Source organism: Deltaproteobacteria bacterium (assembly GCA_011375175.1).
Classification (GTDB): Bacteria; Desulfobacterota; GWC2-55-46; order GWC2-55-46; family DRME01; genus DRME01.
The window spans coordinates 1-24,525 of sequence record DRME01000121.1; the positions used below are offsets into that span (position 1 = coordinate 1).

Consider the following 24,525-nt stretch of genomic DNA (forward strand, 5'->3'; position numbering starts at 1 on the left):
CCCCCAGCCCCCCTTCAAAGACTTTCAATACGAGTTGGTTTCCCCCTGTTTTGCTTGGCAAAACAGGGGGAAACCAACTCGCATTAAAAGTTTTTGGAGGGAGTCTGAGGGAACCTTTTTACAAAAAAGGTTCCCTCAGGGTAATTAATCAGAGCTTTCCTAAGAGCTCTTTGCGATGCCGAGCAGGTTGTCCTCGTCGCCGTCGCGCACCTTGCGGTGCTCGAGCATGAGGAGGAAGAGGCTCACAAGGGTTATGCCAATGCCGGAAAGGAGGATGAGGGTGCCGATGCCTGAACTCGCCCCGCCCTCTATGTAGTGGACCGAGGGCATGAAGGAGAGGTAGGCGGCCTTGATCTCGTCTCCGTCATGGGAGTTTCTGAAGAAGGTCTGCCCCACCGGCGTCTCGCCCTCGTGAATGCGGCCGTTTCGATCCTCGAAACGGTAGATTATGCGGTAGGCCACGCTCTTTCTCGACACCTTGACGGCCTTCTTCTCCACGATGCTGCCCGTGGTCTCCACTCCGAACTTCTTCGGCAGCTCCGTCAAGGCGACCATGTAGCCTCCCACCACGAGGTGGATGAAGCCGAAGACGAATATGGCCCCGCCCCAGTGGTTCGTCAAAAAGGCCCTGAGAAGCCCGGAAGGCTTTTTCTGCTGCGCCATGTCGGCACCTCCTCACATATCGGATGGACGGCATCAATGATACCAGAAATCCACGGAGGTATCCACTGTTTTGTCTGTCGCGGAGGGAGCAGCGGCAAGAGCGCGGCGCTCTCACGGCCCGGGGCGCTCAGTCGGAATTGGCCCGCTCGGCAGGGCGCGGGAAGGGGGAATGCTCTATATGGGGAGCCGGCCTTCCTATGAGATACCCCTGGGCGTAGTCGACGCCGTAGGTCCTGAGCAGCTCGAAGGTGGCCTCCTTCTCGACGAACTCGGCCACGGTCTTTATGTGTAGTCCCCGGGCCACGTCCACTATGGCCTTGACGAAGAGCTGGTCCTCGGGGTTCTCGTCGAGCCGCTTTATGAAGGAGCCGTCGATCTTTATGAAATCCACGGGAAGCTCCTTGAGGTAGAAGAAGGAGGTGAAGCCCACGCCGAAGTCGTCGAGGGCGATGAGGCAGCCCATGGACTTGAGCGCCTTTATGAACCTTATGGCCTTGTCCATGTCCTTGAGGGCCTCGGTCTCGGTGATCTCGAAGACGATGCTGCTGGAGTCCACGTCCGTCTCGTCTATCTTTCGCTTGAGATAGTCGAGCAGTTTCTCGTCGCCTATGACCTTGCCCGAGAGGTTCATGGCGAAGCTCAGGTTCCTGCCCCTGCGCCTGAATTCGGCCAGCACGTTCAGGGCCTTCTCCTTTACGGCCTTGTCCACGGCGCCGATGTAGCCGAGGCGCTCGGCCATGTTGATGAAGAGTCCCGGCAGCATCACCTTTCCGTGCTCGTCGCGCATACGGGCCAGCACCTCGTAATGGTTGACGGAGCCGTCCGACACGGTGAGGATCGGCTGGAACCACGGCTCGAAGCTGTCCTCTTCGAGGGCCTTCTGGAGTCTCCTCTTCCATGTGAACCGGGACTGGACCTCCTCGAGGTAACGGTCGTCGCTGCGGTAGAGATGGGCCCTGTTGCGGCCCAGCTCCTTTGCCCGGTAGAGCGCCGCGCCGGCCCTCTTCAAGAGCTCCTTGGAGGACTCGCCGTGCCCCGGGTAGAGCGAGACGCCGATGCTCACCGTGGCCACCACGAGGCCCTGCACGGGGGGCATGGACTCGATCTTCCGGCATATCTCCTCGGCGACGAGCAGTCCGGCCTCCGCGTCGGCGAGAGGGACGAATACGGCGAACTCGTCGCCGCCGAGCCTGCCGACAAAGGGTCTGTTCGCCTCCTCGTCGGCCCCGGCGCCGTCGACGAGGTGGGAAAAGGTCTCCACCCGAAGCTGCATGGCCACCCTCTTGAGCAGGTCGTCGCCCACGGCGTGTCCGTACGTGTCGTTTATGAACCTGAACTCGTCGAGACCGGCCACGAGGAGCGCTGCCGTGCTCGAGCGGCCCTTTGCCGAGGCGATCCACCGGTCCATCTCCCCTACGAACTTCCTTCTGTTGAGCAGTCCCGTGAGGCTGTCGTAGCTTGCGAGGCTGCGTATCTTCTCCTCCGTCCGCAGCTTGTCGGTTATGTCTTCCTGGACGGCCAGGAAGTGGGTGATCTCGCCGTTGTCGTCCATTATGGGCGTTATGATGCCGTTCGCCCAGTAGGGCTCGCCGCTCTTCTTCCTGTTCTTGAAGATGCCCCGCCAGGTCCGGCCGCTCTTTATCGTCTTCCACAGGTCCCTGTAGAAGACCTCGGGGGTTTCGCTCGACGAGAGTATGCGGGGGGTGCGGCCCACGGCCTCGCGGCGGCTGAAGCCGGTGACCGTCTCGAAGACGGGGTTTACGTACTCGATGATGCCGTCCCTGTCTGTTATGAAGACGATGTTTATGCTCTTGTCTATGACGGTGGAGAGCTTCCTGAGCTCCGCCTCCACGCGCCTGCGCTCGGTTATGTCCAGGCCGTAGACGTTGATATAGCCTGCCTCCGGCACGGGAGAGAGGGTGAACGAGTAGGTGCGCCCGCCGGAGCTCACCTCGAACTCCCTGGACTCCATGGCCTCGAAGACCTCCCTGAAGCGCTCGCGCCAGCCTTGCGGCACGGGCCTTCCGAGCTCGAAGCCCTCTTCCTCCATGAAGAGCCTGCTCGCGGCGTTGGCGTAGAGCAGCACCCCATCCTTGTCTACCCGCAGCACCGGCGACGGGCTCTCCTCGGGGATGCTCGCAAGCGTCCTTATCTTCTCCTGCGCCTCCACGTGCTCGGTGATGTCGTGGATCGTGCCCGACACCTTGACCGGCCTTCCGGCGGCGTCCCTGGTCACCTCGCCCTCGATGTGGACGTAGCGCATGGCGCCGCCGGGAAGATCGATGTGGACCTCCACGTCGAGGGGCTCACCGGCGAAGCGCGCCCTCTCCACAGCCTTTTCGAAACGGACCCTGTCGCAGGGGCGGATCATCTCCAGGCACTTCTCGTAGGTGGAGCCCCCCTCGCCGGGGCTGCAGCCGCAGATACGACGGCTCTCGTCGGAACAGACGAACTCCCCGCTGTCGATATGCCACTCCCAGGTGCCGAGCCCCGCTATGCGCTGGGCGTTGCGAAGCCGCGCCTCGCTCTCCCTCAGGGCCTCGGTGCTGCGCCTTATGGCCGCGGCCATGTCGTTGAAGGCGGCGCTCAGGGCGCCGATCTCGTCGCCGGGACCTGGCGGGAGCTCGACTTCGAAGTTGCCCCTCGATATCTCCGCCGTCGCCGCGGCCAGGGCGTGGAGACGGCGGACCACGTTTCTGTGGAAGAGGATGAAGAGCATGCCCACAAGCGAGGCCACGACCACGGCGGCCGCGACGGCGTCGCGGAGCATGATCCTGCCGGCCGCAAGCAGCGAGGCGCTCTCGCCTTCGACGATGAGGACCCAGGCCGGTTCGTCGAGGCAGCGCGACGCCAGGGCCAGGGCCGACGAGCCCGGTCCGGCGTCGCCGAAGAAGCCGACGAGACTTCTCCCCTCGTCGATGCAGGCCCTCACGGCCCGCAGCTCCGCCCACCCGCCGTGCGGCCTTCGCCGTGGAGGCTCTCCTGCTACGAGCCCGCCGTCACGGTCGACAATGTAGACGTAGCGGCCCGCGCGAGGCCCGCCGCCACCGCCCGCGTGGGAGCCGATGAGTCCCTCGAGGTCGGCGGCCCTGAGCGCCACAACGAGCGTGCGTGGCGGGGCCCCCCCCCCCGCGCCGCGGCCCAGGGGAGCCGAAACGAGCAGCAAGAGACCGTCCGAGCCCACGCGCATCTGCGCAACGGCCGGCCCCTTGCCGGCGAGCGAGGCGACGACGGCCGCCATATCCTCCCCCGGGACTCCCCCGTTCCCGAGCGACGCCAGGACGGCGCCGTCGGCGTCCGCGACCAGTATCGTCTCCACGGAGTCGCCGAAGATGTGTGTCCCATGGCCGCCGGCCACTGCGTCGAACCTCCCGGGGCTCAGGGGATCGGGCGCGGAAGCGAGTTCCGCGGCCAGAAGCCGCGCCTTGTCCCTGTAACCCTCCAGAGCGCGCGCGAGGAAGTCATCGTAGACAGCGGCGAGCGAGTCGATCTCCTCGAGCACGTGGCGCTCCATCTGCTCCCTGTTTCTTATGTAACCTATTATGAAGACGACGAGGATGGGCAGGAGGATGAGGAGAAGTGCCGTAAGGGCCTTGACCGAAAGAGATTGGTTCTTCATCGACACTCCCGTGGAGAAAGCGGCCTTCAGAGACCAAAAAAGTCTTCAACTCCCTGCATGCATGACGGATGTTATTTCATTATAGCACATAAATGCCGATTCTATACCGGCACAAATGTAATTGCAAGGGATTAATTACCCTGGAGGAAACTTTCTGAAGAAGGGCCGTAGGCCCTCGTTTCCCATGCACCTCGATATGTCTTTCGGATGCCCGGCGGTACCCGGGGAGGTTCGGCCCGCGCCAGGCGGGGTCTTTACGCCTTTGCGGCCCGAACCTCCCCCGGCTACCGCCCCCCAAGGCAGCAAGCCCCCTCAAAGACTTCCAATACCTTTCGGACTCACCTGATTTTGCAGGCAAAATCAGGTGAGTCCGAAAGCATTGAAAGTTTTTGGAGGGAGAGCTTCCCTCCACGAGACGGCCGCTGAGAAGAAATGGAGAGGTAACGGGCGGAAGGGGGCTTCAGGCCGACGGTCTTCTTATGTCGCGCACCTTGAGGCGCAGCTCCTTTACGCCCTGCCACTCGCTCAGATAGGGGGAGAATGCGATGTCGAAACCGCCGCCGCTCATGGGGTGCATGTCGGCGAGGCCGAAGCCCATGGCGCTCCTGGCCGCGCCGTTCTGTCTGAGCGTCATCTTCAGGTGGCGCTCGCCGACGACCCGCGTCTGGATTATCTGCGCGTCGACGGCGCCGAGCACGGGCTCGCTGTTGGAGACGCCGAAGGGGCCGAGCATCTCTATCTCCGAGAGGAGGCGTCCGTTGAGCTCCTCGAGGGAGACGAGGGCGTCGACCTCCACGAGCGGCCTGAGGTCCTCGTCGTCGAGACGCTCGTTTGCGAAGGCCGTGAACTCCTCGCGGAAGCGCTCGACGAGCCCGCGCCTTATGGAGAGCCCCGCCGCGGCCCGGTGGCCGCCGTACTTGTCGAGGAGGGCCGAGCAGGAACGTATGGCCTCGAGGATGTCGAAGCCCCTTATGCTGCGGGCCGAGCCCTTGCCGACCTCGCCGTCGAACCCTATGAGCACGGTGGGCCTCGAGAACCTGTCGACGAGCCTGGAGGCGACGATGCCGATGACACCGGGATGCCAGCCTTCGCTGCCGAGCACTATGGCCCTGTCGTCGCAGCCTCCGGCGAGCATGGCGAGCGCCTCTTCGAGTATGGCGGCCTCGAGCCCCTGGCGGCGCGTGTTCTCGGCGTCCAGCTCCGAGGCGAGCCTCCTCGCCCGCTCCATGTCGGAGCAGACGAGCAGCTCAACGGCCGCGCCGGCGCTGCCCACGCGGCCGCCGGCGTTTATGCGGGGGGCGAGCTGGAAGGCCACGGCCCCGGCCGAGACCTTGTTGGCCGCGCCGAGACCCGCCACCTCCTTGAGGGCCCGAAGCCCCGGTCTCGCCGTCTCGGCGAGGACCTTGAGCCCGTGGCTCACCATCACCCTGTTCTCCTCGACGAGCGGCACCATGTCGGCCACCGTCCCGACGGCGACCATATCGAGGTATCTGGCGAGGTTGGGCTCCCTTGCCGGCGGGCGGAAGCGGCCGAGCTCCCTCAGGCGCGACCTCAGGGCCATGAGAAAGAAGAAGGCCACGCCGACGCCGGCGAGCCCCTTGAAGGGGAAGGCGCAGCCGGGCTGCTTCGGATTCAGAAGGGCCAGGGCCGGCGGAGGCTCCGGCGGCATCTCGTGGTGGTCCGTCACTATCACGTCCACGCCGAGCTGCGCCGCTCTCCGTATCTCGTCGCCGTTGGAGACACCGCAGTCGGCCGTTATGAGAAGCTTAACGCCCCTTGCGGCGAGCTTCTCCACGGCGCCCGCGTTCAGGCCGTAGCCCTCGCCGAGCCTGTCCGGTATGTACCAGACCGTCTCCGCGCCTATGTCCCTGAAGAAAGAGTGCAGCAGCGCCGTGGCCGTGGCGCCGTCCACGTCGTAGTCGCCGTAGAGGGCTATCGTCTCCCCCCGCTCAACGGCCTCGACGGTGCGTCCCACGGCCCTGTCCATGTCCTTCATCAGAAAAGGGCTTCGCAGGTCCTTGAGCCGGGGTCTGAGAAAGGAAAAGGCCCTGTCGCTGTCGACAAGGCCGCGGTTTGCAAGTATCCGGGCGGTCACGGGGAGGACGTCGAGGTCCCTTTCGAAGAGACGCAAAAGCCCAGGGTCGGGCTCCCTCACCTCCCAACGCTTTTCCATACGCCAAAAGACCTCCTCCTGCGCGGCGCCCCCTCCGGGCGGCCCGGGCGGAGCTGCGCCGCAGGCCGGCCTGCAAGGAGCCGGCACGCTCCCGCAACTCTCCCCGCCGGGGAAGGGTCGGCCGGAAGCCCCTCTATGGTACAGCCAACGGCGGCGGCAGTCAAGAGTTGTGTGTGGGCCTCGCCGTCCCGGAGAGTCTCTTCTTCAGGTCGGCGAGGTAGCGCCTGGTGCGGTCGTTTCTTATGTCCTCGGCGAGAAAGGAGGTCACCGACGGCCTTTCGACCTTGCCGTCCAGCTCCTTTACGATGACCGAGACGAAGTGGACCACGACCATGGGGTCGAACTGGCGGCCGAGATTGTCCTCTATCTCCGCCATCGCCTCCTCGAAGGAGAGGCGTTTGCGGTAGGGCCTGTCGGTGGTCATGGCGTCGAAGGAGTCGGCCAGGGCGAGGACCTTGGCGCCCACCGGTATGGCCGGGCCCGCGAGCCTGTCGGGGTAGCCCGTGCCGTCCACCCGCTCGTGGTGGTGGCGGATGACCCTGGAGATGCCCTTCCAGGGAAGCCTTATCTTGGAGAGGATCTCGTAGCCTATGACGGGGTGGCAGTTGAGCTGCGTGGATTCCACGCTGGTGAGCCTGGAGGGCTTGTTTATTATGGACTTGTCTATGGCGATCTTGCCCACGTCGTGGAGCAGGCCGGCTATGCCTATGCCTTCGGTCTCCTCGTCGCTCCAGCCCATCTCCTTGGTGACCGACGAGGCGTAGGCCGACACACGCTGGGAGTGCCCCTTGGTGTAGACGTCCTTTGCGTCGATGGCCGCCGAGAAGGCCAGTATGGTCTCGTAGTATATGAGGCTCAGGTTCTCGTAGAGGGTCTTGTTCTCCTGGTACTTGTGCATCAGCTTCTTGAGCAGCGAGTGGCTCTGGAGAGTGCTGGCCAGTTGCTGGGTCAGGATGGAGAGTATCTTGATCTCGCTTGCGCCGCTCGAGGAGAGCGGCTTCATGGGGCCGCACAGCAGAAGGAGGCCGAGGAACTCGTCACGCACCACGAGGGGAGCAACGAGCCTTGCGCCGAAGATACTGGCGAGCCTGCGGGCGAAGCGTCCCGTCTGGGCCGTAGCGGCGCAGGGCCGATACGTCCGCGCGCCGTCGGGTTCCGACAGGTGCGCTACCTCCGTCTCGCCGGAGGCGTCCGGGGCGGGGGGGGCGGGGGGGGCGGGGGGGCCGCCGGGTTCGAGGGCGCCGCACGCGACGGGACGCTTGTTCTCGAGGAACCAGCGCAGCACCTCCCTGTCGACCTCTATGTCCACATCGTCGACGCCCGTGCCCTTCGATGCGAGGGGATGGATGGACTTCTTCTCGTAGTCGTAGCGGAGCACCGCTCCGGCCGGGGCGGCGAAGGCGTCGAGTATCATGTGGAGCGACGAGTTGACGATGGTCGTGAAGTCGCGGTGCGAACTTATGAGCTCTCCGAGGTCGGCTATGAGGTCCAGGCTCGTTGCAAAACGTTTTTCGATGGGCTCGTCGGTCTTCATCAGGATGATCTCCTCCCTTCCCTGGGAAAGATGGCGCGTCATGCCGCCTCCGCCATGATGCCGGCGGTGCTGACGGAGAAAAAACGCTCAGCCGCCTTGTCGTCTCACTCGCTGACGACGACCCTGTTCTTGCCGCGGGCCTTCGCCATATACATCGCCTTATCGGCCTTGTAGAGAAGTTCTTCAATCGTCTCGGCGTCGCGGGGGAATTCGGCCACGCCGAGACTTATGGTGGGCCATTCCCTGAAGGGCATGCCCTTGATTACGGAGCCGTACTTTTCAACGCCCTTTCTTATCCTCTCGGCTATGACAAAGGCGTCTATCTTGGACGTATAGGGGAGTATGACGCCGAACTCCTCTCCCCCGAAGCGCGCCACCACGTCTATGGAGCGCACGGCGTCCCTTATGGCCGTGGCCGTGCCCTTGAGGACCTCGTCGCCCACGAGATGGCCGTAACGGTCGTTGAGCGCCTTGAAGTCGTCGATGTCTATTATGAATATCGAAAAGTTCTCGCTGTGACGCTTGGCGCGCTCGGCCTCCTCGAAGAGCCTCTCCTGGAAGTAGCGCCGGTTGAAGATGCCCGTGAGCTCGTCGGTCACCGAGATGACCTTGAGCTCCTCTATCATGTTGTAGTAGACGCCCCGCTCGATGGCAATCGAGGCGTAGTTGGAGAGGGAGAGGAGGAGCTTGAGGTCCTCCTCGGAGAAGACCTCGCCGGTGATCTTGTCCGAGAGATTGAGCACGCCTATGACGCGCGACTCCATGCGGAGCGGGATGGAGACGAAGCTCTTTGTCTTGTAGCGGGGCCTGTTCTTGCGGGCCGGCCCCTCCTTCTCGATGTCGGTGACGATGACGGGCCTGCCGCTCTCCACTATGGAGCCGGCGATGCCCTCGCCGCAGCGTATCTTGAGGTTCTCCGCGATACTCTTGTCCATGCCCTTGGCGGCCTTGACCGACAGCGAGGTTCCGTCGTTTTCGAGCAGCAGCACCGAGCCCTGTTCGGCTCCGGCGAGTTCGATGGATTTGTCGAGAAGGGCCTTGAGAAGCTCTTCGCGGTCGGTGAGCGAGGCGAGCGTGCTCACGGCCTCGTCGAGCGAGTCTATGGACCTGAGCGGGCCCCTGCGCGACTCCCTGCGCCGCAGCTCGCTGGCGCACAGGCCCTTGGCGTGGAGCCCCCTGAGAACGGGCACGGCCAGCTTTTCGACGAAACCGGGGAGGGTGAAGAGTTCGTGGGGGGACATGGTCCTCACGTCGTCGGCTCCTCCGGCGCCCCTCGAGCTTGCGACGACACCGCTGAGGTGACACCGTCCGCCGACGATGGCGAGCGCGCTGGACGAGTCGAGGAAGACGGGGATTACGAAGCTGAAAAGCTCCTTATGGCACTTGAAGATATATATGCTCTTGGTGCGCAGCGCCTTTGCAACGGCCCGCGCACAGCTCTCCGCGCAACGGCGTCCGCCCTCGCTCTCGAGCTCGACCCTGCAGACGCGGTTCTCCACCGAAGGGGGGACGATGATCTTGCCGTCGGCCCCGCTGAGAGAGATGGGGATGTTGAGGAGACCCGACAGCCCGGCCTGGAACTCACGCCATAATGTGAGGTCGAGATTCAACGTTGAAGACACTCGATGGGGCTCTCCATGCACTATGATTCCGCAGCGACCCGCCGCCCGGCCGCCCGGCATGGGACGGCTACTTCATGGTATCACAAAAACAGAAAAAACGCCACCTCCGAATAAAGCCCCCGCCTCGAAGCACGGGGCGCAGAGACGGTCGGGGCCGGCGCACGGGACGACGCCCGTCACGGCGGCCCCTTCGCAGACCTGCGGCGCGGCGGCGGCGTCCGCCCGGCCGGGCCGGAAGGCGGCGGGTCAGCGCTGCAGCAGCTTGCCCTTCCTCCCCTTCCACGCAAGGAGGATCGGGCTTGCCACGAAGATGGATGAGTAGGTGCCTACGAGCACACCGAGGAAGAGTGTGAGCGAGAAGTCGTGGATGACCTCGCCGCCCAGGAAGAGGAGGGCGACGAGGACGAGCAAGGTGGTGAGAGAAGTGACGATGGTGCGCCTCAAGACCTCGTTGATGGACCTGTTCACAAGAAGCGGGAGTTCTTCCCTGGTCTTGCGACGGAGGTTCTCGCGTATCCTGTCGAAGACGACGACCGTGTCGGTGAGGGAGTACCCTGCGATGGTGAGCAGCGCCGTCACGATGAGAAAGTTTATCTCCCTGTCCATGACGAAGAGCACGCCGAGCACGGCCAGCACGTCATGGAAGGTGGCGGCCACGGCGGCCACGCCGAAGCGCAGCTCGAAGCGCCATGCCACGTACAGGAGTATCAGGGCCAGCGCTATGACGATGGCCGTCAGGGCGTCGCGCTGGAGCTTGCCTCCCACGGTGGGCCCGACCTCGGTGGTCTGTTCCACCTCGAAGGGGTTGCCGGCGAGCCCGGACTTGAAGACTTCGCCTATGGCCGCCGAGACACCGCGCAGGTCGCCTCCTTCGGGCTTGACCTTGACCAGAAGCCTCGTGGGATCGGCGAACTGCTGCAGGTCGGCGTCCACGTAGCCCGACTCCTTGAGGAGGCTTCTCACCTCTTCGATGGCGTAGGGCTTCTCGAAACGGAACTGGATCGCTATGCCGCCGGAGAAATCGGTGCCGAGCTTGGCCTTGCCAAGCGGTATGGCCACGGCGGCCGCCAGTCCCACCAGGACCATGACGGTCGAGAATACAAGGGCTATCCTGCTCTTGCCGAGAAAGTCGAACCTGCTCTCCCCTAAGATGTCCATCGAGCCTCCACGAGCGATGCACGGGGCCGCCGTCCCATGGGGCGGCGGCCCGCCCGTCCTTTCATATTCATATGCTCAGCCTGCTGACCCTGAGCTTGTCGTTCTGGATGTCGAGCGCCACCTTGGTGCCCACCAGGGCGGTAAAGAGGTTTATGAGGATGCCGAGACCGAGGGTCACGGCAAAGCCCTTTATGGGGCCGCTTCCGTACTGGTAGAGGACGGCCGCCGTTATGAGGGTCGTCACGTGGGAGTCGACGATGGTCCACCATGCGTGGTCGTAGCCGGCGTCCACGGCCGAGCGCGGCGTCCTCCCGGCCCGCAGCTCCTCCTTTATCCTCTCGAAGATGAGCACGTTGCTGTCCACGCCCATGCCTATGGTGAGTATTATGCCCGCTATACCGGGCAGCGTGAGCGTTGCGTTGAAGCAGGCCATGGCGCCGAGCAGCATGATGATGTTGAGCATCACGGCCACGTCGGCGATGACGCCGGCCACCCTGTAGTAGAGGACCATGAAGACCAGCACGAGCAGCCCTCCTATGGTGACGGCCCTTATGCCGGCCTCGATGGAGTCGTGGCCGAGCGTGGGGCCGACGGTGACGTTCTGGATGATCGTCACCGGAGCGGGCAGCGCGCCCGCGCGGAGCACTATCGCCAGGTCCGTGGCCTCCTCGTGGGTGAAGCCTCCCGATATCTGGGCCCTGCCGCCGGCTATCCTCTCCCGTATCTGCGGGGCCGAGTGGACGTTGCCGTCGAGGATGATGGCCAGCCGCTTGCCCACGTTGCGGGCCGTTATCCTCTCGAATATGCGCGAGCCCGTGGAATCGAAGGTGAGGGAGACGTAGGGCTCGTTGAACTGCGTGTCGATCTGGACGCGGGCGTCGGAAAGGGTATCGCCCGTAAGGAGCGTTTCCTTCTTCACGAGGTAGGGCTCCTCGACGACCCGCCCGCTCGCCGGGTCCCTGGCGCGCTTGTAGAGGATCTCCGTGCCCGGAGGCGGTCCCTTCTCGAGCGCCTCGTAGACGTCGTGCTCCTCGTCGAGGAGCTTGAACTCGAGGACGGCCGTCTTGCCTATGAGCTTTATGGCCCGCTCCGGGTCCCTGAGCCCCGGGAGCTGCACCACTATCTGGCGCGTGCCCTGGCGCTGGATGACGGGCTCGCGCACGCCGAACCTGTCTATCCTGTTGCGTATCGTCTCCAGGGCCTGGGAGCTCGCCCACTCCTTGATGCGCCTTGCCTCGGCATCCATGAGGGAGAAGGCCAGGCGCCCCGGCGACTCGGCGGGCCTGTCGAACTGGGGGAACCGTTCGGCCACGAGCTGGTTTATCCTGCCGCGGTCCCCGTCGTCCTTGTAGGTGACGACCACCGTGTCGTTGCCCTCGAGCTTCACGGTCACCTGGCGCAGGCCCTTTTTCTTCAGCTCCGCCTCCATGGAGCCCGCAAGCCTCGCCGTATAGTTCTCGACGGCCTTTTCCTGGTCCACGTCGAGCACCAGGTGCATGCCGCCCTGGAGGTCGAGCCCGAGGGTTATCTTCGGTATGTAGTCGACCCAGAAGTCCGGCAGATACCGGGCGTACTTGGTCGACGGCAGAAAGAGCGCCAGCGCCAGCACGGAGAATGTGCCAAGCAGCACGAGACGCCAGAATATGCTTTTCATATGGCTAAGACTCCGTTTTCCATGACCTTTTCCCGCCCCCGCGGACCTCGGCGCAACCTCCCCCTCAGGCGCCGGTTCAGCCCTCGTGGGGCTTTCTCACGGCGATGGCCTCCTTGGCGACCTTCACCCTCACGTTCTCCGATATCTCCATGGTCACCGTCTCCTCGCCCACCGAGGTGAGGCGGCCGTGGAGTCCGCCCTGGGTTATGACGCTGTCGCCCTTTGTGAGCTTGCCGAGCATCTCCTTGTGCTCGCGGGCCTTCTTCTGCTGCGGCCGGATGAGAAGAAAGTAGAAGATGACGAAGAGTATGATGAGCGGGACCATGCTGATGATCCCCGAGGCCGCGGGAGGCGGCCCCTCCTGGGCATGGGCCAATGTGGGTCCGAAGATAAAAAACACGTCGAGTTACCTCCTTTGTGTGCGTAATGGCGTCAGACGGCCCCGCCGCGCTCCAGGGCACCGGAAAACTCCCGCCTGAAGGCGCCGAACAGGCCCTCGGCTATGGCCTGCCGGGCCCTAGCCATGAGCGTTACGAAGTAGTGCAGGTTGTGTATGGTGTTAAGCCGCGAGGCCAGTATCTCGCCGGAGAGAAAGAGGTGGCGTAAATAGGCCCTCGAGTAATTCCTGCAGGTGTAACACCGGCACTTCTCGTCCAGTGGAGCGGGGTCCCGCGCATATCGACCATTCTTTATAACCAATTTCCCCCCGCTTGTAAAGAGCGTTCCGTTTCTGGCGTTGCGCGTGGGCAAAACGCAGTCGAACATGTCTATTCCAAGCTCTATGCACGTGAGGAGGTCCTCTGGATAGCCCACGCCCATGAGGTATCGGGGCCTGTCCTCCGGGAGCGCCGCGGCGCTCACGGCCGCCATCTCGTACATGAGGGCCTTCTCCTCTCCCACGCTCAGGCCCCCCACGGCGTATCCGTCAAAGTCCATGGCAACGAGCGTTTCGGCGCTCCTTGCCCGCAGGTCGGCGTACATGCCTCCCTGGGCTATGGCGAAGAGCGCGCCCGAGTCGCCGGTCCTTGCGGCCCGGCACCGCGCCGCCCAGCGGTGGGTTAGCTCCATGGAGCGCTCGGCGTAGTCGCGCGTGGCCGGATAGGGGGGGCACTCGTCGAGGACCATCATGATGTCCGAGCCCAGGGCCTGCTGGATCTCCACGGCCTTCTCGGGCGAGAGAAAACAGGTGGAGCCGTCGATGTGGGAGCGGAAGCGCACGCCCTCTTCCTCGATCTTTCGCAGCCTTGCGAGACTGAAGACCTGGAAGCCGCCGCTGTCGGTGAGGATCGGACGCTTCCAGTTCATGAAGCGGTGGAGACCACCGAGCCCTCTTATCACTTCATGGCCCGGCCTCTGCCAGAGGTGATAGGTGTTGGCCAGTATGATCCCGACGCCCATCTCTTCGAGCTCCTCGGGGGTCATGGCCTTGACCGTCGCCGCCGTGCCCACGGGCATGAAGACCGGCGTTCGGACCTCGCCCCGCCCGGTGACGATCCGCCCGAGCCGCGCCCCCGTGGGGTCCTTCTTCAAGAGCTCGAAACCGAACGACACGGCCGCCCCCCCTCAGAGGAGTTCTGCCGCGCCGATGGGCTCCCAGGCGGCGCTTCGCACGAGCCATCGGTCGTCTCTGCGGACGAAGACCACCGAAAAGCGAAGGGCCGAGGCCTCGTCCGGTATGACCTCGGAGAGCGAGACGCGCCCGCCGCCCCTCACAAAGAGGACCCTCGCGTCCACCAGGGCCCGCTCGCCCTCGACCTCTATGTCCACGTCGCGCAGGAAGACGGTGAGCCTCTCGCCCGTCAGAAGCCGCCGCAGCAGAAGCGCCCGGAGGGAGCGGCGGTCGTTGCCGGCGTCGTCACTGTAGTCGTCGGCCACATAGCCCATGAGGGACTTAACGTCGTTGTTCTCGGCGGCTTCGGCGCCGAGACGGACGATGTGGCGGATCACGTCCTCGTCAGGCAGGGAGCGCGACGTGCAGCCCCACATGAGCACCGCCAGCAGCAAAACCCAGAACTTCCCAAAAGCTCTCATACGAAACCTCCCATAGCCGGGGGAAACCTTCTGTAGAAGGGCCATAGGCCCACGGTTCCCTCATACTCCCTCCAAAAACTTTTAATGCGAGTTGGTTTCCCCCTGTTTTGCCAGGCAAAACAGGGGGAAACCAACTCGTATTGAAAGTCCTTGAAGGGGGTCTGGGGGAAACTTTCTTCAGAAAGTTTCCCCCAGGGTAATTAATGGCGGCGGCCAGGGGGTCGGACCGCGCCAGGCGGGGTTGTTACGCCTTTGCGGTCCGACCCCCTGGCCGCCGCGCAAGCACTCTCACATGCAACGGAGTCCGAGGCGGCCCCGGACATCCGCCCCTTACACGGAAAGGCTCCACGGCAAAGGTCAAGTCCATCCCATGAGCGGGCACAGTATCATGAGTCCCGCCATGATGACGGCGAACCCCCCTATATCGAAGAGTATGCCCTTTCGCACCATCGTGAGGATCGGCACGAGTCCCGACCCGTAGACGATGGCGTTGGGCGGCGTGGAGACGGGGAGCATGAAGCCGAAGCTCGCGCCGAGACAGGCGCCGAGCGCGGGCGGCATGGCCGGCACGCCGGCGCCCTGGGCCACGGCTATGACGACGGGGATGACCATGTTGGCCGAGGCCGTGTTCGATGTCGTCTCGCTGAGTATGATGGCGAGGAGGGTCCCTATGGCCGTTATGGCCCAGAGCTCGGATGCGCCCGTAAGTCCCGTGAGTCCGCGGCCGAAGGCCTCGGCCAGTCCCGTCGAGAACATGAGCTTTCCGAGGCTCAGTCCCCCGCCGAAGAGGAGTATGGTGCCCCAGTCTATGCGCGCGGCCCTCCCCCAGTCCATGGTGAAGCGGCGCTCCTTCCAGGAGACGGGCAGCACGAAGAGGAGGGAGGCGGCGGCGACGGCGACGATGCCGGAGTTGAGCCGCGAGGCGAGGAGCCTGAATATCTCCGAGTCCTTGCCCGCCGCAAGGCCCACGATGCTGGGCAGGACCCAGAGGACGACGGCCGCGGCGAAGGCGGCGGCCGTGTTCTTCTCGCCGCGGCTCATGGGGCCGAGCCGCGCGCGGGCCCCGGCCACGTAGCCGGCCACGCCGCTGACGGCCCCGTCGGAGCGGCTGTAAAGGGGGCCGACGATGAGGAAGAGGTAGAGGAACATGGCGGCCGTAATGGGGAGGGCGAAGACCATCCACTCGAAGAAGGTCACCTTCACGCCTATGAGCTCGTTCATCATGCCGATGCCTATGATGTTGGGAGGCGTGCCTATGGGCGTCGCTATGCCGCCCACCGAGGCGCCGTAGGCTATCATGAGCATCATGGCCGTGGAAAAACGGTCCCGTCTCGGCCCGCCGCCCGCGCCGCTTCTCATCTCGCCCATGGCTCCGAGCACGCCCACTCCTATGGGCAGCATCATGGCCGTGGCGGCCGTGTTGCTTATCCACATGGAGGCGACGGCCGAGATGAGGCCGAAGGTGAAGAGAAGGCGCAGCGGACTCTCTTCGAGGAAGCGGATAGAGAAGATGGCGAAGGCGAAGCGGCGGTCGAGACCGTGGTGTGTTATCGAGGCTGCCAGTATGAAGCTACCTATGAAGAGGAAGACCAGGGGGTCTGCGAAGGGGGCGAGCACCGTCTTCGCCGGCGCCACGCCGAGCATGATGTTGAGCACCGCCCCTATGAGCGCGGCGGCCGGGAGCGGCACGGCCTCGCTGAGCCAGAGCACGAGCACGGCCCCCACGACGGCGAGGAGCTTGTGGGCCTCGGCGGAGAGGGAAGGGGCCGGCATGAGGTAGAGAACGAAGAAGACGAGCGGGGCGAGCACGAATCCCGCGGCGCTTCTCATCCTCTCGAAGCGCTCCTCGGCCTCCGTTAGGACCTCCTCTATGGGCGCCTCCCGGCCCAAGGCTTCAGTCTTCTGCGGCGTCAGCGCCGCCGGCCTCCCCGGCCTCGCGCCGCCTTGCGCCGCTGTGCTCGGCGACCATCCTCGTGGTCCGAAGCGCCCCGCCCGCGGCCTGCCCTATGAGCACGGCCGTGACGACGAGCGGGATGACCTCGTAGGAGAAACCCATGAGCCTGCGCATGGCTATGTTTATCAGTATGGGCACGTAGAGACACCGGGCCCAGGGCCGCGAGAGCTTTCTGTACCCCCTGCGCAGGTAACCGAAGGGGACGTTCACCGCCGCGGCGGTGAGCAGAAAAAGCATGAGCTGTACGTTGTATGAATGGAGCAACGGCGATGACCTCCGACTGGTTTTCCCCTGTCTTGCTTGGCAGAACAGGGGAAAACCAAAGAAAGCAAGAGGAAGAAAGATGAAGGCCGCTTGGCGCAGACGCGACGCTACGGCGTCCATCAAGATTCATCAGTTTTTCTTTGCTTACTTTCTTTTTCCCAAAAAGAAAGTAAGTCAGCCGAAGAAGACCTCGGCTATGCGGTAGAGTTCGAGGTCCACGGTCTTGGTCTTGCTGGTGGCCTCTTCGAGCGTCACGTCGACGATGGTGTTGCCCTGGAGGGCGACCATTCTACCAAACTTTCCCTCGTTTATCAACTCCACGGCCTTGACGCCGTACCGGGTGGCGAGTATCCGGTCGTGGGGCGAGGGCGTGCCTCCGCGCTGGAGGTGGCCGAGCACGACGAAACGGGTCTCGTTGCCCGTGCGCTCCTCGATCTCTTTTGCCAGAAACTCGCCCACTCCGCCGAGGCGGGCATGTCCGAAGGCGTCGAGTTCCTTGTCCTTGGTGATTATGCCGCCCACTTCCTTGGGGAAGGCCCCCTCGGCGGCGACGATTATGCTGAAGTTCTTGCCCTGGGACTTGCGCTTTCTCACCATCTCGCAGACGTCGTCTATGTCGAAGGGTTTTTCCGGGATGAGAATGACGTCGGCGCCGCCGGCGATGCCGCCGTAGACGGCTATCCAGCCCGCGTGGCGGCCCATGACCTCGACGACCATGACGCGGTGGTGGGCCTCGGTCGTCGAGTGGAGCCTGTCGAGCGCCCATGTGACGATGCTTACGGCCGTATCGAAGCCGAAGGTGAAGTCCGTGCCCGAGAGGTCGTTGTCGATGGTCTTGGGTATGCCTACGACCTTTATTCCCTTGCCGTGGAGCCTTGCCGCCACGCCGAGGGTGTCGTCACCGCCTATGGCTATGAGGGCTCCGATACCGAGACGCTCTATGTTGGAGAGGACGCGGTCCGCGTCGCCTTCGTTCTTGAAGGGGTTGGTGCGTGATGTGCCGAGGATGGTGCCGCCGCGTGGCAGAATGCCCGATACGGTCTCGCGCGTCAGCGGTGTAACGTTGCCCTCGATCAGTCCCTTCCAGCCGTCCCTTATGCCGGTGAACTCGTAGCCGAACTGGTAGCCCCGCTTGACGACCGCCCTTATTACGGCGTTGAGCCCCGGACAGTCGCCACCGCCGGTGAGAATACCGATGTTCATCGTTCAGACCTCCTCGTGGCTTGTTTCGCACCCTGGCGAGCGCTCGGCGCCGGCAAGAGGTAGCCGCACGGTGAAGACGCTCCCCTTGCCGTAGACGCTCCTCACCTCTATGGTGCCTTTCATGGACTCCACTATCTCCTTGCATATGCTCAGGCCCAGCCCCGCTCCGCCGACCTCCCTTGTCCGCGCCTTGTCGACGCGGTAGAAGCGGTCGAAGACGTGGGGCAGGTCCTCCTCGGCGATGCCGCAGCCCGTGTCCCTTACGGTAAGTATAGCAGAACCGTTCTTTTCTTCCAGGCAAACGTTGACCATGCCGCCGGCCGGCGTGTACTTGACGGCGTTTTCGAGGAGGTTGTAGACGAGCTGGCCGAGCATGTAGGCGTCGCCCATGACCGTCACGGGCGCGAGCGAGTCGCCGGTTATGGAGACTCCCCTGTCGGCGCCGCGTTTCTTGATGTTCTCGACGACGCTTGCCACGGTGGCGTCGAACCTCACCCTTGCGGCGAGCATGTGGCCGTTCTTGTCGGAGCGGGCGAGCATGAGCAGATTCTGCACGATGTGGCTGAGGCGGTCTATCTCCTCGAGGGCGCTCTCCAGGATGGTGCGGAGCTCGGCGGCCGAGGCGTTGGAGCGAAGGGCCACCTCGATCTCGCCCTTGAGCACGGTGAGCGGCGTTCTGAGCTCGTGGGAGGCGTCGGCGGTGAACTGTTTTATCTGGCGGAAGGAGCGCTCGAGCCTGCCTATCATGTCGTTGAAGGTCTCGGCGAGCCGGCCGATCTCGTCCTTCGGGCCGTCGATGTGGAGCCGTTCGTTGAGGTTCTCGGCCCCGATGCGCCGCGCCATGGTCGTTATGGCGTCCACGGGCCTGAGGGCCTTGCCCGAGAGGAACCACCCCACCCAGCTCGCCACGATGATCGAGGCGGCCACGCCGAAGATGAACATGTAGACCATGCCGTGGAAGAGTTTTTCGCTCCCCTCCAGGGAGGTGCCGACCTGGACTATGGCCGCCACACCCTTGCGTTTCACGATGATGGGCTTGGTGACCACCCGCACGGGATAGCGGCCGAACCCCTCGATGATCCCGTAGTGGGTGCGGCCGCGCAGGGCCTCCTTTAGCGCCTCTTGCGACACGGGCAGCGACATCTCCTCGAGCGACGTGGAACGGCCCTTGATCTCACCGGACGGGTCGAGGACCTGTATGTAGTTGCCCGTGGTCCTTATGCCGAAAAAGCGCTCCAGTATGACGTCGAAGTGGCTCGGCAGGATGAGCTCGCCCGAGCTCTTGACGACGAGATGCCCCATCATCTCGGCTATGGAGCCGAGCTGCTTGTCGATGCTGTCCATGTAGACCTTGGAGAGGGTGTAGAAGAAGACCACCGCCGAGGCCACGAGCGTGACCGTGAGCAGCGAGACGTACCAGAGGGTGAGCCTTGTGCGGATCGACAGGGTCATGAAGCCTTCCGTTTCCGGCCGGACGGTATCCGGTTCATCGGTCCTCGGCTGCTGGCGAGGAGGCGGCGCGGGCAAGCGGAAAAAGATTACGCCGGACATGCCCCGAGGACATGTCCGGCGTCTGGATCGTCGGTTTCAAGGGTGAGGTCTTTACCAGGTCTGCACGCCGGAGTCGTACTCGTAGGTGCCGTCGCCGTCGGCGTCGACCTCGACGCGGTACTGGGTGGACGAGACGAAGGTGAGTCTCGCCTTGGAGCCGCCGGAGCCGGTGACGACGATAACGCCCGCCGAGGGCCAGGTGTCGGAGTCGTTGATCCGGATGGCCTCGGTGGTGGCTATGTCCACGTAGCCGTAGTCCGGGTGGTAGAAGCGGCCGCTCGTGATGTTGATCTCCATGTAGCTGCCGGCGTCGTTTATGGTGAGCACGAGGTTTTCGACCTTGTAGACCTTGCCGGTCGCATTGTCGCGCAGGACCATGCTCGATATGGTGGCCGTAGTCGGCGTGGCCGTGTAGTCGTAGGAGGCCGTGGCGTCGACGGTGAAGGACGAGCTGCCCTGGCTGAAGGAGACGGACGAGAGCGTCAGCGAGAGGGTCTTTATGCTGAGGTCGGTGAGGTCGATGGAGCCCGTGAAGGAGCCGCTGCCCGTGGCGGTGACGCCGGAGGCGCAGAAGTCGTTGAAGGTTATGGTGCCGGAGAAGGTGCCGTCTATGTTGTAGGATATGGAGAGGGTGGCGGAGCCTGGATCGGTTTCACACTTGCCGTTCACCGTCCTGTCTATGGTGACCGCCGCGGCGGCCGACGGCGGGCCGGCCGTGGAGAAATCGACCTGCGAGAAGGCCTCCTCGATTACGGCCGATATGGCCAGGTGGGCGGGCCTTGCGCCGCCTGAAGAGGGAGCGGTCACGTAACCGCCGGCCGAACCGGTGCCGGCCGCCGTGTTGCCGCTCTGGTAGGCGCTGGTGGAGATGGTCGAGCCGTTGCTCGAATCGACCGTGGCCTGCGATGAGGAACCCGAGTATGTGAGCGACGACGTTGACGATGAAGACGACGATGACGACGTGTTGTTGCTGTCGCCTCCGCCGCAGGCGGTAAGCGTCACGGCCAGTGCCGCCGAAACGGCCCATGAAAGAGATCGATGCAAGATGGTCTTCATTTGCCCTCTCCTTTCGTGCTTTGCCGGGAATTGCTCGGCGGACCGGGGCCTCGCCGCTCAGGCCATGCTCTCGCCGACGGCCTTGAGCCTCTCCACGGACTTTATGATTATCTCCTTGCGCCTTATGTCTATGATTCCGTCGTCCTTGAAGGCCTTGAGCAGCCTTATGGAAGTCTCCTGGGTTATGCCGAGAAGCTCGGCTATCTCCAGGCGCGACAGCGTGAGGTTCAGCCTCACCTGGCCGTCCACCTTCTCGCCGTACTCGTCCGCCAGGGTGCAGAGAAGGTGCGCAAGCTTCTCGCGGGCGTTCATGAGGCCGAGCGTGCCTATGCGCTCGTAGGCCTGGTTGAGCTCCCTGCCCAGCGCGAAGATGAGCTTTCTGGCCACGCCCGGCGACCTGTCCAGTATAGCAAGAAAGGACTCCCTCTTTATGTAACAGAGCTCACAGTTGTCCATGGCCACCGCCGTATTGGCGTACACGGCACCGTCGTAGAGGACCTCCATGCCGAGCAGGTCCCCGGGATAGAGTATCCTTATAATCTGCTCCTTTCCGGCCGCCGAACTGCGCACGAGCTTGACCCTGCCGGTGCGGACCACGTAAAGGCCCGTGCAGGGATCGCCCTCCAGATAGACGATGTCGCGCTTCCTGAAGGACGAAATGACAACAACATCCTTGAAGTCGTCAAGCTGCTCTTCCGTAAGATCGGCAAACAGCGTGTTTTCTTTAATGTAACAGTGACAAATGGCGCACAGTGAATTTTTCGACTTCATCGAAACTCCTTGGGGAAAGTCTGATTAATTACACTGGGGGAAACTTTCTGTAGAAAGTTTCCCCCAGACCCCCTTCAAAGACTTTCAATGCGAGTTGGTTTCCCCCTGTTTTGCCAGGCAAAACAGGGGGAAACCAACTCGCGTTAAAAGTTTTTGGAGGGAGTCTGAGGGAACCGTGGGTCTGTGACCCTTTTACAAAAAGGTTCCCTCAGGGTAAATAATCAAAGCTTTCTTTCATCGGGGTGGTTTGGAGCGGCCGGTCGTCGGCGGTTCGAGGAGCGCCATGCCTGCCGGGGCGCCGAGTTCACCGAAGGGGAAGCCCGCGCGGTAGGGGACGACGGCTATGCTCACTTTTTTACGGGCCTTTATCCACCTGATGAGTTCCACCACCCTGTGTTCCGGCAGGGGTTCGCGGGTCTTCCAGTCTATGGTCTGGAGCTTTATGAGGACCCGTCGCGGCTCGCCCACCAGACGCGAGGCCTCCTCGACCATCCACTTGATGAGTCCCTCGACCTCCTCGGGCGCGAGGCCGAGTTCCTTTTCCATCTGGCGCTGGTAGGCCATGATGGAGAAGTAGTCGAAGCCCGCCTCGATGGCGGCCGGGAGATTCTGGGAGAGCCAGGCGAGGGCGTAGGGCGGATTGGTCACCGACTCGTACATGAGGTTGACGGCGAAGCTGACCCCCGGATTGCGCTCTCTGACCGTGTCCATGAGCCTGCGTGCAACGGCCAGAAGCCTTGCGTTCTTCCACGAGGCCCACTCCCAGAACTCGCCGCCGTATGCGGGGCTTGAGTCGCGGTAGCCCACGAAGAGCCTCTTGGGGTCGAGCGTCTTTCCCGTCTCGCGCCGGAAGAGCCGCTCCGCGTGTTTGCCGAAGCCCTCGTTGTGGCGCAGCACAAGGTCGTCCTGGAAGAGTATGCCGTCTATGTCGTAGGCCGCCAGGTCGGCGTAAAGGGCCTCGAGGTGGGCCACCGCCTCGTCGTTGAAGAGGTCGAGTCCCTTGCAGGCCGTGACGGCGCCTCTGCCGATGTCGTAGGCCCGGCAGGCGAGGTCCTTTCTCCCCTCCAGCCCGTAGTCTGCGTAACGGGTCGTCATCCAGGCGAAGACCTTCAGTCCCCTGGCATGGGCCATGGAGAGGATGGGACCGAGCACGTCGGCCACCACCGGCGCGTGCGACGTCCTGAAGTAGACGCCCGAAGGCCCATTCCCCGCCGCGCGGAGGTGGAAACGGTCGCCGCGGTTGTGGAAGACCCGGACGATGATCGTATTGACGCCCGAAGAGCCGAGCCTTTCGAGCTCGGCGTCGATCTCACCGAGGCTGCGGCCGTCAAAGAGCATGACCTGCACGGCCCGAAGCGCCTCCACCTTGCTGTCGAGGGCGGAGCCGCCACGGGGGCCCGTCGGCGTCGAGACGGCCGGCTCGGCGTGGCGGCCCTTGTACTTGTCGTTGTCCAGCGCCGCCACGTATCGGCGCAGGGCCTCTTCGACGAGCGGGCTGTCCGGGAAGTTCCTGATGAAGAGCTTATATTCCGACGCGGCCTCCCTGTAGCGGCCCCGGCCCATGTAACATTCGGCCAGCCCGAACTGGGCGCCCTCGACGTAGGAGCTTGCCGGGAAGCGCTCTATGACCCGCTGGAACTCGCGGGCCGCCATGGCGTAGTGGCGCTGCTCGAAGAGCAGGCTCGCGTACTTGAACTGGGCGCGCGCCGAGTAGAGCGCCGAGGGCGCCGTGTCGGCCCGGGCCGACACGGCGCACAGAGAGAGCATCACGCCCAGAACGGCCGGAGCGAGTCTTTCAAGCCCCCTGCTCATCGGACCCCGCGCTTCCCCGCGGCCGGCTCCACGCTCTCCCTCGACCCGGCGAAGAGCCGCTCCATGGCCTCGGCCACCGAAGCCACGCCCGTGAGCGTCATCTTCGCGCCGTCGGCGTCCTTGAGGCGCCGCAGGTTGTCGCTCGGCAGTATGCAGCTCGTGAAGCCGAGCTTTTCGGCCTCGCGCACGCGCTGGCCGGCCTGGCTCACGGCGCGCACCTCGCCGGCGAGCCCCACCTCGCCGAAGATGACGGCGCCGGGGTCGACGGCCCTGTCGAGAAAGTTGGAGGCCACCGAGGCGATTATGCCGAGATCGGCGGCCGGTTCGTCGACCCGTATGCCGCCCGTTACCTTCACGTATATGTCGTGGCCCGCCAGCATGATGCCCGCCTTTTTCTCCAGCACCGCCACCATGAGCGAGACCCTGCTTGCGTCCACCCCCACGACCGTGCGCCGCGGCACGCCGAAGACGGTGGGACAGACAAGGCTCTGGACCTCGACGAGTATGGTCCTCGTGCCCTCGAGGCAGGAGAGCACGGCCGAGCCCGACGCGCCCACGGGCCTCTCGGCGAGGAAGAGCCGCGAGGGGTTGGTCACCTCGTCGAGCCCCGAGCCCGTCATCTCGAAGACCCCTATCTCCATGGCCGAGCCGTAACGGTTCTTCACGGCCCTCAGGACCCTGAAGGGATGACCGCCCTCGCCTTCGAAGTAGAGGACCGTGTCGACCATGTGTTCGAGCACCCTCGGACCGGCTATGACCCCCTCCTTGGTGACGTGGCCCACGAGAAAGACCGGCACGTCGAGGCCCCTTGCAAGGGCGGTGAGCCGGGCCGTGACCTCGCGCAACTGGCCCACGCTGCCGGGCGCGGCGTCGAGCGAGTCGGAGAAGACGGTCTGGACCGAGTCGACCACCACGGCCCGCGGTGATGTCTGCTCGATGGTGGAGAGGATCGGTCCGAGCGAGGTCTCGGTCTGAACGAGGAGCCTGTCGGAGAGGACGCCGAGGCGCTCGGCCCTGAGCCTTATCTGGCGCCGGGACTCCTCGCCCGAGACGTAGAGCACCGGCGCTCCCTTTTCCGCCATGCGCCCGCAGGCCTGGAGCAGCAGCGTGGACTTGCCTATGCCCGGGTCGCCGCCGACGAGCACGGCGGAACCCCTCACGAGCCCCCCGCCCAGCACCCTGTCGAGCTCGCCCAGACCGGTCGAGACCCTCTCGTCGCCGCCTGAGCCGAGCGAGGTGACCGGCGCGGGGGCCGTGGATACGGAGAGGACGGCGGGACGGTCCCCGCCCTCAGTCTCCTCGACGAAGAGGTTCCAGCCGCCGCACTGGGGGCAGCGGCCGAGCCACTTTGCCGAGCCGTGGCCGCAGCCCTGGCACCTGTAAACGGTCCTTGCCCTGCCGCTCACCGGGAGCCCCGCCCCGCCAAAGGCTTCAGGGGAGCTTTACAATTGACAAAAGTA

General features: G+C 64.1%; 18 protein-coding genes. All 18 read right to left on the minus strand.

Annotation, left to right across the window (positions count from 1 at the left end; all coding sequences use genetic code 11):
* Window positions 1-159: 159 nt before the first annotated feature.
* A complete protein-coding gene (locus ENJ37_09710) occupies window positions 160-663 on the minus strand; it encodes a hypothetical protein (protein ID HHL40770.1) in 504 nt (167 codons plus the stop codon).
* A 127-nt stretch (window positions 664-790) separates the two neighbouring features.
* Window positions 791-4,282 carry an EAL domain-containing protein gene (locus tag ENJ37_09715; protein ID HHL40771.1) on the minus strand — a complete coding sequence of 1,164 codons (3,492 nt, stop codon included), beginning with the start codon at window positions 4,280-4,282 and terminating at the stop codon, window positions 791-793.
* Window positions 4,283-4,742: 460 nt separating this feature from the next.
* Window positions 4,743-6,455 carry a single-stranded-DNA-specific exonuclease RecJ gene (recJ, locus tag ENJ37_09720; protein ID HHL40772.1) on the minus strand — a complete coding sequence of 571 codons (1,713 nt, stop codon included), beginning with the start codon at window positions 6,453-6,455 and terminating at the stop codon, window positions 4,743-4,745.
* 160 nt (window positions 6,456-6,615) lie between these two features.
* Entirely contained in the window at window positions 6,616-8,031 is a 1,416-nt protein-coding gene (locus ENJ37_09725) for an HD domain-containing protein (protein ID HHL40773.1), read from the minus strand.
* Between the two features lie 62 nt (window positions 8,032-8,093).
* Window positions 8,094-9,671 (minus strand): diguanylate cyclase, encoded by a 1,578-nt coding sequence (locus tag ENJ37_09730; protein ID HHL40774.1) that lies wholly within the window; start codon window positions 9,669-9,671, stop codon window positions 8,094-8,096.
* A gap of 186 nt (window positions 9,672-9,857) precedes the next feature.
* Complete coding sequence (gene secF / locus ENJ37_09735) at window positions 9,858-10,769, minus strand: protein translocase subunit SecF (protein HHL40775.1); 912 nt, start codon at window positions 10,767-10,769, stop codon at window positions 9,858-9,860.
* Between the two features lie 67 nt (window positions 10,770-10,836).
* Window positions 10,837-12,423, minus strand: a complete 1,587-nt coding sequence (gene secD, locus ENJ37_09740; protein ID HHL40776.1) for a protein translocase subunit SecD — start codon at window positions 12,421-12,423, stop codon at window positions 10,837-10,839.
* A 76-nt stretch (window positions 12,424-12,499) separates the two neighbouring features.
* Entirely contained in the window at window positions 12,500-12,748 is a 249-nt protein-coding gene (gene yajC, locus ENJ37_09745; protein ID HHL40777.1) for a preprotein translocase subunit YajC, read from the minus strand.
* Between the two features lie 107 nt (window positions 12,749-12,855).
* Entirely contained in the window at window positions 12,856-13,974 is a 1,119-nt protein-coding gene (locus ENJ37_09750; protein ID HHL40778.1) for a tRNA guanosine(34) transglycosylase Tgt, read from the minus strand.
* 12 nt (window positions 13,975-13,986) lie between these two features.
* Window positions 13,987-14,499 (minus strand): hypothetical protein, encoded by a 513-nt coding sequence (locus ENJ37_09755; GenBank protein HHL40779.1) that lies wholly within the window; start codon window positions 14,497-14,499, stop codon window positions 13,987-13,989.
* A 312-nt stretch (window positions 14,500-14,811) separates the two neighbouring features.
* Window positions 14,812-16,284, minus strand: a complete 1,473-nt coding sequence (locus ENJ37_09760) for a DASS family sodium-coupled anion symporter (protein ID HHL40780.1) — start codon at window positions 16,282-16,284, stop codon at window positions 14,812-14,814.
* Window positions 16,285-16,348: 64 nt separating this feature from the next.
* Window positions 16,349-16,672, minus strand: a complete 324-nt coding sequence (locus tag ENJ37_09765) for a hypothetical protein (GenBank protein HHL40781.1) — start codon at window positions 16,670-16,672, stop codon at window positions 16,349-16,351.
* A gap of 174 nt (window positions 16,673-16,846) precedes the next feature.
* The gene (locus ENJ37_09770) at window positions 16,847-17,875 is read right to left on the minus strand and encodes an ATP-dependent 6-phosphofructokinase (GenBank protein ID HHL40782.1); all 1,029 of its coding nucleotides are present in this window, start codon (window positions 17,873-17,875) and stop codon (window positions 16,847-16,849) included.
* A 3-nt stretch (window positions 17,876-17,878) separates the two neighbouring features.
* Window positions 17,879-19,426, minus strand: coding sequence for a HAMP domain-containing protein (locus ENJ37_09775; GenBank protein HHL40783.1), 1,548 nt, complete (start codon window positions 19,424-19,426; stop codon window positions 17,879-17,881).
* Between the two features lie 51 nt (window positions 19,427-19,477).
* A complete protein-coding gene (locus ENJ37_09780) occupies window positions 19,478-20,482 on the minus strand; it encodes a hypothetical protein (GenBank protein ID HHL40784.1) in 1,005 nt (334 codons plus the stop codon).
* 57 nt (window positions 20,483-20,539) lie between these two features.
* Complete coding sequence (locus tag ENJ37_09785; GenBank protein HHL40785.1) at window positions 20,540-21,253, minus strand: Crp/Fnr family transcriptional regulator; 714 nt, start codon at window positions 21,251-21,253, stop codon at window positions 20,540-20,542.
* A gap of 234 nt (window positions 21,254-21,487) precedes the next feature.
* The gene (locus tag ENJ37_09790) at window positions 21,488-23,065 is read right to left on the minus strand and encodes a tetratricopeptide repeat protein (protein ID HHL40786.1); all 1,578 of its coding nucleotides are present in this window, start codon (window positions 23,063-23,065) and stop codon (window positions 21,488-21,490) included.
* Window positions 23,062-24,471, minus strand: a complete 1,410-nt coding sequence (gene radA / locus ENJ37_09795; protein HHL40787.1) for a DNA repair protein RadA — start codon at window positions 24,469-24,471, stop codon at window positions 23,062-23,064. Before radA ends, ENJ37_09790 begins: the two co-directional genes overlap by 4 nt.
* Window positions 24,472-24,525 lie beyond the last annotated feature (54 nt).